Genomic DNA, 12,431 nt, shown 5'->3' on the forward strand with positions numbered 1-12,431 from the left:
GTGATTGATGTTGCTCCGGTCGTTTGCAACAGGTGCCGCTGCAGCCGCCGGTCTGGGTGTGGTTTTCGAGGAGCCGCTGGTGCGTCTGGCCTTCTGGTGCCCGGCCCTGGAGGAGGGGGAGAAGCTGGGAGGCGTCTGGCTGCGACTGTGTCTAGCCTCGGTGCCTGGAGATCTGGGGTCGGCCGCCGGACGGTGATGCCCGGAGGGCATGAAGCTAGGAGGCTCCTGCCCTTGTCCGCCTTGGTCTGATCCAGTCCGCATACCCTTAACCTCCGTAGCTTTGGCCGACTAGGTCAGCAATAGCATGCCTGAACGACCCTAGGGGGTTCAATCGGCTATCTCTGCGCCGGAACCGCACAGACCGTAGCAAACAGATAGCGGTCCGCCATGCCGATGTACTGTCCGGTATTCGCATCCTTGATGGTTCCGTCGTCCGGATCGACGGTCCCGCCCGTGTTCGGATCGATCAGGGTCTTGTCGGGCATGGTGATCAGTCCGGTGCGTGGATCGGGCTTGGGCGCAGCGGCGGCGGATGCGGAGGGGGATTGGGTGCCGTCCCCTGTGTCAGAGCCGTTGCCCGCTGTCTGAGCGGCATCCTGGGCATCCTGACCATTGCCGGCCTGGCTGCCTGATGAGGATGCCGACTCTGCAGCCTCATTGGCCTGGGTCAAAGGCTTGCCCTCTCGCAGCAGATGCCAGATGGTTTCGGCCTCGTCCGTCCATACCACCCGGTTGCTGTCCTGGGACCATTCTTCGACAGGTATGGTTCGGGCGTAGATATGGGTGGTGTCTATATGCTTGAGCGAATTGCCCAGGCCCAGCAGGGTCTGGAAGCTGCCCAGCCCCTCGCTCAGCTGCAGGGTGGACATGGAGGTGGTGGCCAGACGGTAGGCCTTGGGCAGATCGGAATAGATGTTGACGGCCTTGGCCTCGTTGACCAGGCTCTTGATCAGGTACTGCTGGCGGGTGGTGCGCATGATATCCGACCCGTCGGCGCCGGTTCCGTGGCGCATGCGAGCGTACTCGGTGGCCTGGGTTCCGTCCAGATGCTGCAGGCCGCGCTTCAGGTTGATGCCGGTGTAGCCGTCCCAGGTGTCCTTGGGGATGCACACGTCGACCCCGCCCAGGGCGTCGATGATGGACTTGAGGCCGTTGAAGTCAGCCACCACAAACTGCTGGATGTCCAGGCCGGTCAGGGAGCGGACCGCCGCCATGGAGCAGCTGGCGGCCGAATTCGCATCGCCGCCCTGGTTGTAGCCCTCGGCGAAGATGGAGTTGAACATGACCTGGCGGCGGGCCGGGATGGTCTCCCCCTTGCTGGTGGTGCAGGCCGGGGCGTTCACGATGGAGTCCCTGGGAATGGAGACCACATTCACATAGGAGCGGTCGGCGGCGATCTGGACCACCATGGCCGTGTCCGACTGGTGGTTCTCCTCCAGGCCGTCGCCGCTGCCGCCCACCTCGGCATTGCCCTTGCCGTCGCGGGTGTCTTGGCCCAGCACCAGGACGTTCAGGGTTTTGCCCTTGTAGATGTCCTCCGGGGCCTTGTGGGTTTGAGCTAGGCTGACGGGCTCGAGCACGTGCATGTGACCGTTGATGTCGGTCCAGAAGGCCGCCACCGTCGAGGCCACGAAACAAAGAACGAAGGTAAGGGCCAGACAGATGCCCGTGCGCAGACGGTGGCTGCTGCGGAACCCGTCGCTGTGCTGGGGCTTGCCGTTCCTGCCCGCCTTGATGTTGGGCAGACCCATCTTTCTGGTTGGGGACGTCAATGGTATGCCTTCCTCATCGGCTGTCGCTGTAGGGGTCATTCCGGCGGGAAGAACCGGGATGGCGGCGAAGCGTGCTTGAACCAGTCATAGTATAGTCTGACCCCCATCCGCAGCTCCTCTTCGGGCGATATGGCTCCCTGCATGTGTTGCTCAGTTGCGCTGGCAGATATTTAGGGGTTGACAGATGACCCCTGCAGCAGCTGTAATGAAAGTGTGTAAACACACTAGGGACTGGGGGGTCGCTATGAGTGGATTTGTTGACACTCGGTATAGCAGTACAACTAAAAACAGGCTGACGCCGCTGATGCAGTGGTTCGAAGTCAACGTCGGACCATCCTGGCGAAGCGAGGCGCTCTGTGCGCAGACCGATCCGGAAGCGTTCTTCCCGGGCAAGGGAGGCTCCACCCAGGAGGCCAAGAGGGTCTGCGCCGACTGCACCGTCCGCAAGCAGTGCCTGGACTGGGCGGTCGAACACGACGAGCGCTTCGGCATCTGGGGCGGCATGAGTGAACGGGAGCGCCGCCGTTACAAGAAGAGGATGCGCGCACAGCGTCAAGTCTGAATCGCCGCGGATGCCCGAGCGAGGCATTCGGTGACCTGGTTTGCGTAGACTGGAACGCATGAGTTTCGTCGCGCCTCAAGCCCAGGATGTCCGGCAGGTCCTCTCTTCGGTCATGAACGAATGTTCACCCGCCGCCAGTCCTCATGTGGAGGATGCCGTGGCGGCGGTGATCACGGTCGAGCATGATCTGACCTATTTGCCGGACACCCTGCGTGCCCTCTTGCGGCAGAGCCTCTTGCCGCGGGTCCTGGTCATCGCGGACTGTTCGGGGTCCACCGCAGAGCCGCTCTATGCGCAGTTTCCGGTGGATGGGCCCGCGCGGGTGGAAGTGCAGGTGGTTCGCGCGCGAGGCGCCTCCTCCTTTGGCGATGCCTTGGACAAGGCCCTTGGCTATGCCCGCCTGCCTGGTCGGATCCGGGCTCTTTGGCTTCTGCACGACGACTGCCGTCCACTGGACAATCATTGCCTGGACGAGCTGGTGGACACCTGGCACAGCAATCCCACTGCCTCCCTGCTGGGTGCCAAGCAGTATGACTGGCAGGGCGAGGGGCTGCGTGACGTGGGTCGTTACGCCTACCGTCACCGAACGGTGAGCCTGGTAGTGGACAGCGAGCCCGACCAGCAGCAGTATGACGCGCGTCAGGATGTCTTCGCGGTGAGCCTGGCTGGCGCCCTAGTGCCCATGCAGACCATGAAGGACTTGGACGGACCAGGCGCCTGGGCTGGCACTTTCGGCCAGTCCGACGATCTCTGCCGCCGTATCTGCCTGTCAGGGGGACGGGTGGTAATCGTGCCGGGAGCCCGGATGGCCCATGCCAGCGCCCGAATGAGCGGGTTGCGTGATCGGAACGGGCGGGCGGTGCAGCCCGACCGCCCCTTGGATGCCTCCATGGGTCCCATACTGGCCCGGGAACGCTACCTGCTGACCGATTTTGCCCTGCCCTGGTGGCCGCTGGTCTGGCTCTGGCGAGTTCTGGCGGCATTGTGGCTCATGGCGGTTGATCTTATCGGCAAGCGGCCCTACAGGGCCCTCTGCCGTCTGTGCGCGCCCTGGCGGATCCTGGCTCGACCTGCAGCGCTGCTGACCATGCGCCGCCGTCTGACCTCCGCCTGCCATGGCAGTCCCCGCCGGTTGGACATTCTTCAGGCCAACGGCCAGCAGATCCGGCAGTGGCGGCAGCGCAGGCAGGCCTTTCATGATCAGCGTGAGCATCCCATGCTCAGCCACCTGGCCCTGGCTCATCTGCGGCAGCAGTTCCTGCGTCGCATGGCCTGGGCTACAGGGATGACCCTAGCGGTCTTGGCGGCCTTGGTGGTCACCCATTGGCCCCTGTGTCGCGTTATCTTCTCGGGAGGGGCCATCCATGCGCCCTCCCTGCCCTCGTCAGGAGCCGATTGGTCCCAACTGCTGACGGCGGCCACCACCTCCTGGTCCTGGGCCGGAGGCGTTGGGCAGCCTGCAGTTCCTGCCCCCTTCCTCCTGGTGCTCCTGCCCTTCGCTCTGCTGACCGGCGGTCACGTAGCCCAAGCCATGGCCCTGATGCTCCTGGCGGAGACGGGACTGGCCGCTCTGTCGTTCTGGGCTCTGGCCGGCGTGGTCACCAGGTCCAATCCCGTCCGCGTCCTGCTGGGGTTGCTCTGGGCTTGTCTGGCATTCGCCCTGGGCATAGTGGATGGCCTGCAGCTGCCCATGCTGACGGTCATGGCCTTCATGCCTGCCGCCTTCGCCTTTGTTTTCAAGGCCGTGGGGCTGTATCAGACCGAGGCTCCCGTGCGCCCCAAGGCTTCGGTGCAGCAGGCGGCTCTGGCCTCTATCTGCTTCCTGCCGGTCCTGGCTGCCGAACCTCAGCTCATGCTGGCCATGATTCCGCTCTTCATCATGGCGATCTGCCTGGTGCCCTCCCATCGGGTCATGCTGCTCCTGGTGCCACTGCCCTCGGCGCTGGCCCTGGCGCCCACCTTGGTCAATTCCTTGCACCATGCTCATCAAGGGCTTTTCAGACAGCTTTTCGCAGATCTTATGATCCCCTCGACGGGCCTGACCGGTCAGCCCGGAACCGGGAGCCTGGGGCAACTGCTGGCCCGCCTGCTGGACCTGGACGTTTCGGCCCAATGGCCCGTCAGGTGGCGACCTGAGCTCTGGCGCCCGACCACCCTGGCCTGCGCTCTGCTGGTGGTGGCCCTGCTGGCCTTTATCGCCTTGGTTGTGCCTCGGGCGCTCAAGACTGCCAGGATTCTTTGGATTACCGTTCTGCTGGGCCTGATTCTGGCGCTGATCTCCCAGGCGGTCTGCACCGGCTTGGACGAGACCGGTCCAGTGGCCGGTTCGGTCCTGCCCGGCGTGATGCTTGCACTCATGGGACTGCTGGCTTGTCTTGGCCTCCTGGCTGGCAGGGCCGTCCGTCCCTTCTCGCCTCTTGCTCCCGGGCACGATCAGGATCCAGACGGCGATGGTGATCGTCCGCCCCTGCCTCCTGCGCAGTCCTCTTCAACCTCTGCAGCTGCGGCTAATGGCGGAGGACGGATTTTCAGGCTCCTGCTGGGTTTGATCCTGACCCTGGTCACTGCAGGCGTGGCAGCGGCTGGTCTGACGTCGCCAGTCGGAGGACCCCTGTCCGCTGATGACCGGCAGCTTCCGGCAGTGGCGGTGGACTATCTGAACAAGGATCCGTCCCACCGGGTGCTGGTGCTGACCTCGCCCTCACACGGCCGCGTGGCCTACACGGGTCTGCACACCTCACGAGGCGAGCTGATCGATGCCTCGCCTGCCCTGCGCGCCCAGATGGTGAACGGCGGGAAGATGGCCGGTCAGGATGTCCTCTCGCGTTCGGCGGCGGCTCTGATGGCCAATGCCGACTCCAAGGCCGTAGCGGCTGTATCCGGCCTGGGCTTCGGAGGAATCTATGTGCCTGCCGACCATTCTGGTGCCGGCGGCATGGGATCCACGCCCAACGATGACCTGGTATCCAACATCACCGCCAGCGATGGCGCCCAGCAGGTGGCGACCAATGCCCAGGGAACCTATTTCCGTTTGAGCTCGCAATCCGGCAGGGATGTGGGGGTCAACATGGCCGGGGCCCGTCAGGCGGCGGCCAGCACCTGGAGGAGGGTCTGGCTCTGGACCCTGGGCTTGGTCCTGCTGGGATACTGCCTGGTGGCTCTGCCGCGTCCTGGCTACTTTGGAGGTGAGCAACTATGAGTGCACGAAGCAAGGGATCCCTGGTGGCTGCTCTGGTCACGGCGCCTCTGGTGGCGGTTTTGATTGCGGTTCTGACGGTATGGACGCCTCCGGCCTCCTTGGCCGACGGGGCCCAGGGCTCGACAGTCGTTGCCACCCGGGTCAGCCAACGTGAGGCAGCGTCCTACTGCCCGGCTCGAATGACGGTAGCGGATGAGGACAAGGTCGGCGATGACCAGTTCAAGGCCTCGGAGGGCGATCTGAGCGCCCGTGTCACAGCCGCCGCCTTTGGAGCCATCGGCAGTGCCAGCCTGACCCCGCTTGCAGGCGGGCGACGCACCATGATGACTGATCCCGATCCTGTGGACGGGCAGAAGGCGATGGCCGCCTCGCTCGATCCAGGCACCTCGGCCACTGCCTTCGATTCCCGGATGCTCAAGTCCCAGCCGGGCACAGGGGCTACCGTCGGCATGGTCTCCTGGGCCACCAAGGGCGATTTGCGAGGGATCCAGGCGCTGGCCTGCCCTCGGGCCGCCATGGATGCCGACTTCCTGTTGCCCGCCACCGGCCGAGGGGCCACACAGCGGCTGGTGGCCTACAACCCGTCATCCAAGGCTACGGTGATCAGTCTTGAGATCCAGGGTTCGCATTCCTCCGGCAACCTGTCCTTGGAGACCGGGAACACCATGACTGTGGCGCCTGGAGGCTATGCCTCATACGACCTGTCTGCGGCGGCTCCCGGACAGCAGGCCATCTATGTCCGGGCTCGCAGCTCCCAGGCGCCAGTGGCCATGTCGGTCTCGGTCAATGTCATGGCTGGACTCGATCCACGCGGGTCGGATCAGGCAACCGCCTTGGCGGCGCCCGGCCATGATCTGGTTATTCCCGGCCTGCGCGGGGCAGACCAGGCCACCCTGCTTCTGCAGGGCTCCAAGGCCACTGCGGTGGAGCTTTCCTGGATGGATGAAGACGGTCGGGAATCCCTGCGGCGGGTGGATTTGCAGGGTTCCAGGGCCACTGCGGTGGACTTGGGCGGCGTGCCTGACGGCAAGCTGGCTCTGCAGGTGCATGCCGACCAGCCTGTCCGAGCGGTCCTGCAGGTGACCGGCCAAGGCAGCCAGGACCAGTCGCAGTCCGACCTGGCCCTGATTCCTGCGGGTGCTGCTGCCGCCTCCTCGGCCCTGACCATATCCCAGCCTGCCCAGGCTGCACTGACCCTGGTCAACCCATCGACGGATCCGATCAAGGCCGAACTGGTCGGGTTCGACGAGAAGGGCAAAAAATTGGATGAGCGCTCGCTGACGGTTGAGCCGGGTCGGGCCCATGAGCTTTCAGCCCACGATCTGGGCGACCAGGTGGCCGCCGTGCGGCTGGACGAGGATTCCGGGCATGGCTCCTCCCGGCTGATCTGGAATGCCCGCCTGAGCGTGGACGCGGTCAACCAGGCTGGCCTGGCCGGTCTGGCGGTCATGGCTCCTGACGGGCTCATGCCTGCCACCACGCTGATCCGCTCCGGCCCGGACTCCGCTGTTCTGCCCTGAAAGTCGGCTGTCAGCGTCCCCACATGGGGTCGATTTCCTCGGGGTCGCGCCCATAAAGGTCAGCCAGCTGCAGAACCAGTTCGTCGCGGATAATCAGCTCCAGCTCGGTGCGGTCTCGGGTCTTGCTCTGGATGGGCAGCCGGTAGAGGACGATTCTGGCGGGGATGCCGCGGCCTGCCGGGAAACTGCGTGAGAAGAGGTCCGCCCTGTCCTCCCAGGGGGTGGGGTCGGAGGGCGGCACATCCTCGACCGCGAATTGAACGGGCTTGACCAGCTGGGGCCAGCCGGCTCCCAGCCGCCGGATCTGGGCCGCGGTCAGATCGTCGAAGATCCCGCATCTGGTGCGATAGCGAGGCAGGCGGGTGCCGAAGGTGGGCCGACGAATCCCGCGGCCATGACTGTCCCGATAGACGCTGCGGGACCAAGGCGGCTGATCGTTGATCATGACACTCACCATAGCCCCTCAATCCAGTGGCAGTTTCGATTCAGGGTGTCTTGTAGCATGGAGCGATGATCGACAAGCGGATGGGAGCAATCATGGCGGAGGACGGTGCGGTGAACGTGGCCTGGTGGGGCAGCCAAGACATAGGGTCCATCTGCGCACGGGCACGGGTGCTGGCCTTCGATCTGGACAATACCCTGGCGCTGTCCAAGACCCGCATGGATCAGACCATGGCCGTCCATTTCGCCGCCCTGACCCGGCTTCGGCCCGTAGCCATCGTCTCTGGCGGGCGGTTCAGCCAGTTCCGCGACCAGGTGCTGGATGCCCTGCCTGACGATACCTGTTTCGGCCAACTGCATCTGATGCCCACCAGCGGCACCCGCTACTACCGCTGGCAGGATGGAAGCTGGGATTGCGTCTACGCCCACGACCTGAGCGCCCAGGACCGGCAGGCCGCCGAGGCCAGCCTGGAGCGCAGGGCCAAGCAGCTGGGCGACTGGGAAGAGCAGGTCTGGGGGCCGCGCATTGAGGATCGCGGCAGCCAGATAACCTTCTCCGCCCTGGGTCAGCAGGCTCCCGTAGAAGCCAAGGAGGCCTGGGATCCGGACAACAGCCGCAAGGACGCCCTGGCCCGGGCCGTGGCCGCTGATCTGCCCAACCTGCAGGTGCGCTCCGGCGGCTCCACCAGCGTGGACATCTCGGCCAAGGGCATTGACAAGGCCTACGCCGTGACCTCCCTGGCCAGGATACTGGGTGTGGATGTCGGCGATATCGCTTTCGTGGGCGACCGGATGGATCCTGACGGCAACGACTATCCGGCGGCCCTGGCCGGGGCCATGGCTCTGCGGGTGCACAATCCTGCTGATGCTCTGGACCTGATTCAGGCCATGGAGGCCGATCTGGTCTGAACCTGTCCGCAGACAATTCTGTGAACAGACAGCATGTTCATGCACATGGCCCTGATCTGCTTGCCTATCCTCTGCGTATTGGGGTTGGCTGGGCGGTATGCGCAACCCCTCATTGGCATTTGATCGACTCCGACAGGCCGCTTGTGCTGTCGCCTCGGCCTTGGCGGGCTCGGCCCTGAACCTGCTGGCTCCTCGAGCCTGCGCCGGCTGCGGCCGCCCTGACCTTCTGCTCTGCCCCAGTTGCAGATCCCTGCTCTTCCGGCCCCTGTCGGTGCCTGCGCCCGCCTATGCCGTAGGTCTGGCCCTGGCCTGTGCGCCCTATCGAGGACCTGTCAGGCGGATCATTCTGGCCTGGAAGGACCATGACAACCGGCCCTTGGACAGGCCGCTGGGCCAGGTCATGGCCGATCTGGCTCCAGCCCTGTCCAGGCTGATCGATCCTCTGCTCCGGCCCAAGCCTGCCGGGGCCATTCTGGTGGTTCCCGCCCCCTCCTCGTCCTCATCCCTGCGAAGGCGGGGGAGGGTTCATCTGCAGCCGATCCTCCTGTCCTTGGTCCAGGCCCTGCAGCGGCAGGGCCTGACTGCCCGTGCGGAATCTGCTCTGATCATGAACTCCGTCAGGACCAAGTCTGTCCAAGCGGGCGGCCGTCGGAACCGTTCGCGTCGGCTGGCAGGCCGGATCGCGGTTGCGGATCCCTCACGGCTGTCCGGTCATCCTGTCCTGGTGGTGGACGACATCATCACCACGGGATCCACCATCCGCCAGTGCGCCCGTGCCCTGGAGACTGCGGGTGCCCTGCCTCTGGCTGCCCTGGCTCTGGCGGCTGTTCCTCCAGGCCATGAGGACCTCTAACGGGCCTGTGCTACGGCCATCTCGTCCCAGCGGGTGGTAGCCCTGGGGGAGAGCATGCCCCGGTTCATGGCCCAGTCGGCCCCTGTATCCTCGTCGCCCCGGCCCTGGCCGCGGATGCCTCCGTAGCCTACGCCCACGCGGAAGGGGCCGAAACGACGGGCGGCATCCTCCAGGACGTCCCCCAGACCATGGGTGTCCCGGGCTGCATCCAGTCCTTCCAAGGTGTGGAAGTGGTCGGCATCGGTCAGGTCCAGCAGAACCACCCCGGCCCGGATCCAGCGGGCGTGGGGATCCACTCGGCCCTTGAGCGCCCGGCTGGCTGCGCCGGCGATGACCAGCGGGTCGTCGCTGGGATCCTCCAGGACGACGGTCCGGCCAGCTGAGCAGAACTGCTGGGGCGCATAGGGGCTGGTGGAGCAGAAGACCCGCACCCTGCCGCACAGGCCGTGCTGTCGACGCAGGCGGCGGCAGGCCTTCTGGGCGTAGATGCTCAGCGCCTGGGCCAGGGTGGCGTAGCCCTCTATGGGATGGGAGAACATGCGCGAGCACAGAATCTGATCGGTGCGCACGCCCCTGGCGGCATCCGCCTCGGGCTCGATGCAGGGTCGCCCCCTCAACTCCAGGACGGTGCGCTGCAGCATGACGGAGAACCGATGCCGGATCAGGGAGGGATCGGCATCGCGCAGATCCAGGGCGGTGGTGATGCCCATGCCCATGAGCCTGCCGGTCAGCCGTCGGCCCACTCCCCAGACCTGGTCGATAGGCACTGATGCCAGAGCCTGGTCGCCATACTGGGACTCCACCTGGCTCCAGAGGGTGATCCCCTCGGTCGAGGGATGGTCCTTGGCCCAGTGGTTGGCCACCTTGGCCAGGGTCTTGGTAGGCGCCACACCCACGCTGACGGGGATGCCGGTGCATCGCAGGACCGCGGCGCGCAGCTCCCGGCAGATCTCGACGGTGCGCTTGTCGTTCCAGATGCTGTCCATGAAGCACTCGTCGATGGAGTAGATCTCCTGGTTGGGCAGGAAATGGGCCATGATGGCCATCATGCGCCTTGAGAGGCTGGCATAGAGCTCATAGTTGGAGCTGCGGGCCACCACCCCGTCCTGCAGGGCCCGGTCGCGAATGGTGAACCAGGGTGTGCCGTTGGTGATGCCCAGGGCCTTGGCCGGGCGGTTGCGGGCCACCACGCAGCCGTCGTTGTTGGACAGCACAACCACCGGGCGATCAGCCAGGGAGGGGTCGAAGACGGCCTCACATGAGGCAAAGAAAGAGTTGGCATCAGCCAGGACCACCCGGCCTGTCAGAGCGGTCCCGGGTGCCGGCTGGGCCGGTCTCTGCGCGCTCATGCCGACCCCCAGCCCGTGGAAGGATAGGCGGGTTTCCGGCCCTGGCTTCCCGTGCGCCTGCGTCCGTGCGGGGTATGTCCGGGATAGGTGACCTGGGGCAGAGGAGAGCCGCTCCGGGATTCGCCCTTGGTGTCCACCCGCTGCCAGTGGTAGTTGCCGATGACCACCCCCCAGATGACCAGTTCCTCGCCCTCCTGGGGCAGGAAGTCGGGGTAGGCGGGGTTCTCGGCCCGCAGCATGGTCCGTCCCTTGCGTCTGGCCAGCCGCTTGACCAGCAGCTCGTCGTCCAGGATGGCGATGACGATGTCCCCCTCGCGTGGCTCCAGTGACCGGTCGACCACCAACAGGTCCCCATCGAAGATGCCGGCTCCGGTCATGGAATCGCCGGCCACATGGATGATGAAGGTGGAGTCGGGGTGGACGATGACGTTCTGGTCGAAACTGAAGTCGCCGCTGAAGTAGTCCTGGGCCACTGAGGGGAAGCCGGCGTGGACGGCCTCCAGGGCCTGGGGGACAGGGCTGGGGTGCCCTCGGAAGGGACTCAGGGCATCGACCCGGCACTCCGGCAGGGAAGCAGGGGCCGCCTCCGGCGACCCATGGATGGTAGCGACCATGGCACACCTCGAACTCGATGGCATTCGAACAAATGTTCGATTTCATTATGAGCCGAAGTGCGCCTCCCCGTCAATGCGGCGCGTCGGGCCCGCCGGAGCCGTCCCCGTCCCCCTCGTCCTCGTCGGAGTCGCGGTGATATCTGGGCAGGGTGATCTCGAAGTCCGCTCCGCGCGGATCGTCTACCACCTGCACCTGGCCTCCATGCAACTGGGCCGCCCAGCGGGCGATGGACAGCCCCAGCCCGGTGCCGCCTGACTCCGTGCCCGGGCCGGCCTTGCCCTTGACGAAGCGCCGGAAGATATCGGTGCGGGCCTCGGGGGGTATCTGCGAGCCGAAGTTGACCACGTTGGTGACTATGGTCTCCTGCTGCCGGTCCTCGTGGGCCTGGATCAGCACCGTGGTGCCGTCGGCCGAGTGCTTCAGGGCGTTGCTGATGACGTTGGTGAAGAGCTGGCGCAGCCGGTCCTGGTCGCCCTCCATTCTCAGGCCCTTCTCCAGATCCACCTGGATGTCATGGGCATGCCCGGCGTCGGCTATGGCCAGGGGCTGGAGGGTCTCGTCGATGAAGTCGCCGAAGTCGAAGTCCTCGATCTGCAGGCTGGCGGCTCCGGCCTCCATCCTCGACAGGTCCAGCAGGAAGGCGATCAGGTCGGACAGGCGGTGGGTCTGCTCCAGGATCCCCTCCAGGTTGGCTGGCGTGGGCTCGGTCACCCCGTCCGCCATATTCTCCACCATGGCCTGCAGGGCCGAGACGGGGGTGCGCAGCTCGTGGCTGACATTGGCCACCATGTCCCGGCGCATCTGGTCGGCGTGCTGGAGCTCCTCGGCCATCTCGTTGAAGGACTGGGCCAGGAGCCCCACCTCGTCATGGCTGGTCGTGGTGGCGTGGACCCGGACCGTGTAGTCCCCGTCGGCCATGGCCTCGGCCGCATCCCGCATCTGCCGCAGGGGAGCGGTGAGCCCTCGGGAGAAGAAATAGGTGATCCCCAGGGCCACCACCAGGGTCAGCGGCATGGCGATCCAGCCGCTCCAGCCCATCTTCAGCAGGAACCAGGCCATGACGAAGGCGATGGCTGTGGAGATGATGATCAGGACGCTCAGCTCCACCTTCAATGAGGCGAAGGATCCAATGGGCCGTTCCCGGTCCACACGCGCACTCAGACTGGGCCCCTTGCGCCGGCTTCTGCCGTCCTTGCTCATAGCGTGCATCC

Annotated in this window: 11 protein-coding genes; 6 read left to right on the forward strand and 5 right to left on the reverse strand. The window is 65.5% G+C overall.

Translation table 11 applies throughout. The annotated features are described in order from the left end of the window. Window positions 1-7: 7 nt before the first annotated feature. The gene (locus QRX41_RS07050; protein WP_313839609.1) at window positions 8-196 is read left to right on the forward strand and encodes a hypothetical protein; all 189 of its coding nucleotides are present in this window, start codon (window positions 8-10) and stop codon (window positions 194-196) included. A 139-nt stretch (window positions 197-335) separates the two neighbouring features. Here the strand turns inward: QRX41_RS07050 and QRX41_RS07055 are convergent, their stop codons facing one another. Beyond that, the gene (locus QRX41_RS07055) at window positions 336-1,772 is read right to left on the reverse strand and encodes an LCP family protein (RefSeq protein ID WP_313839610.1); all 1,437 of its coding nucleotides are present in this window, start codon (window positions 1,770-1,772) and stop codon (window positions 336-338) included. 304 nt (window positions 1,773-2,076) lie between these two features. On the opposite strand from QRX41_RS07055, the gene QRX41_RS07060 reads away from it, so the two are divergent. From QRX41_RS07060 to QRX41_RS07070, 3 genes are read left to right on the forward strand one after another with little or no spacing between them, the layout of a single operon-like run. Continuing rightward, on the forward strand, window positions 2,077-2,334 hold the full coding sequence (locus QRX41_RS07060) for a WhiB family transcriptional regulator (RefSeq protein WP_029676165.1): 258 nt from the start codon (window positions 2,077-2,079) through the stop codon (window positions 2,332-2,334). 58 nt (window positions 2,335-2,392) lie between these two features. Continuing rightward, window positions 2,393-5,533 carry a glycosyltransferase gene (locus QRX41_RS07065; RefSeq protein WP_313839611.1) on the forward strand — a complete coding sequence of 1,047 codons (3,141 nt, stop codon included), beginning with the start codon at window positions 2,393-2,395 and terminating at the stop codon, window positions 5,531-5,533. Further along, entirely contained in the window at window positions 5,530-7,053 is a 1,524-nt protein-coding gene (locus QRX41_RS07070) for a DUF5719 family protein (protein ID WP_313839613.1), read from the forward strand. Before QRX41_RS07065 ends, QRX41_RS07070 begins: the two co-directional genes overlap by 4 nt. 10 nt (window positions 7,054-7,063) lie before the next feature. On the opposite strand, the gene QRX41_RS07075 is transcribed toward QRX41_RS07070, so the two are convergent. Continuing rightward, window positions 7,064-7,498: a metallopeptidase family protein gene (locus QRX41_RS07075; RefSeq protein ID WP_024627339.1), complete on the reverse strand. Its 435-nt coding sequence runs from the start codon at window positions 7,496-7,498 to the stop codon at window positions 7,064-7,066. A 65-nt stretch (window positions 7,499-7,563) separates the two neighbouring features. Between QRX41_RS07075 and QRX41_RS07080 the strand changes: the two genes are divergently transcribed. Both QRX41_RS07080 and QRX41_RS07085 read left to right on the forward strand, forming a co-directional pair. Beyond that, on the forward strand, window positions 7,564-8,403 hold the full coding sequence (locus QRX41_RS07080; RefSeq protein ID WP_396176800.1) for an HAD-IIB family hydrolase: 840 nt from the start codon (window positions 7,564-7,566) through the stop codon (window positions 8,401-8,403). Between the two features lie 112 nt (window positions 8,404-8,515). After that, window positions 8,516-9,256, forward strand: coding sequence for a ComF family protein (locus QRX41_RS07085; RefSeq protein WP_313839615.1), 741 nt, complete (start codon window positions 8,516-8,518; stop codon window positions 9,254-9,256). Here QRX41_RS07085 and QRX41_RS07090 read toward each other — a convergent pair. The 3 genes from QRX41_RS07090 to QRX41_RS07100 form a co-directional block, all read right to left on the reverse strand. Next, a complete protein-coding gene (locus tag QRX41_RS07090) occupies window positions 9,253-10,605 on the reverse strand; it encodes a Y-family DNA polymerase (protein WP_313839617.1) in 1,353 nt (450 codons plus the stop codon). The genes QRX41_RS07085 and QRX41_RS07090 overlap by 4 nt on opposite strands. Further along, window positions 10,602-11,219, reverse strand: a complete 618-nt coding sequence (locus QRX41_RS07095) for a LexA family protein (RefSeq protein WP_313839619.1) — start codon at window positions 11,217-11,219, stop codon at window positions 10,602-10,604. Before QRX41_RS07095 ends, QRX41_RS07090 begins: the two co-directional genes overlap by 4 nt. A gap of 70 nt (window positions 11,220-11,289) precedes the next feature. Further along, a complete protein-coding gene (locus QRX41_RS07100; protein ID WP_313839722.1) occupies window positions 11,290-12,420 on the reverse strand; it encodes a sensor histidine kinase in 1,131 nt (376 codons plus the stop codon). Between the last annotated feature and the right edge of the window lie 11 nt (window positions 12,421-12,431).

Origin of the sequence: Bifidobacterium kimbladii (genome assembly GCF_032193675.1) — a bacterium.
GTDB classification, from domain to species: Bacteria; Actinomycetota; Actinomycetes; order Actinomycetales; family Bifidobacteriaceae; genus Bombiscardovia; species Bombiscardovia kimbladii.

Bases quoted from the DNA above. Each gene is read 5' to 3' on its own strand.
- QRX41_RS07050 (WP_313839609.1), top strand. From the start codon at position 8: ATGTTGCTCCGGTCGTTTGCAACAGGTGCCGCTGCAGCCGCCGGTCTG.
- QRX41_RS07065 (WP_313839611.1), top strand. From the start codon at position 2,393: ATGAGTTTCGTCGCGCCTCAAGCCCAGGATGTCCGGCAGGTCCTCTCT.
- QRX41_RS07090 (WP_313839617.1), bottom strand. From the start codon at position 10,605: ATGAGCGCGCAGAGACCGGCCCAGCCGGCACCCGGGACCGCTCTGACA.
- QRX41_RS07070 (WP_313839613.1), top strand. From the start codon at position 5,530: ATGAGTGCACGAAGCAAGGGATCCCTGGTGGCTGCTCTGGTCACGGCG.
- QRX41_RS07075 (WP_024627339.1), bottom strand. From the start codon at position 7,498: ATGATCAACGATCAGCCGCCTTGGTCCCGCAGCGTCTATCGGGACAGT.
- QRX41_RS07095 (WP_313839619.1), bottom strand. From the start codon at position 11,219: ATGGTCGCTACCATCCATGGGTCGCCGGAGGCGGCCCCTGCTTCCCTG.
- QRX41_RS07080 (WP_396176800.1), top strand. From the start codon at position 7,564: ATGATCGACAAGCGGATGGGAGCAATCATGGCGGAGGACGGTGCGGTG.
- QRX41_RS07060 (WP_029676165.1), top strand. From the start codon at position 2,077: ATGCAGTGGTTCGAAGTCAACGTCGGACCATCCTGGCGAAGCGAGGCG.
- QRX41_RS07100 (WP_313839722.1), bottom strand. From the start codon at position 12,420: ATGAGCAAGGACGGCAGAAGCCGGCGCAAGGGGCCCAGTCTGAGTGCG.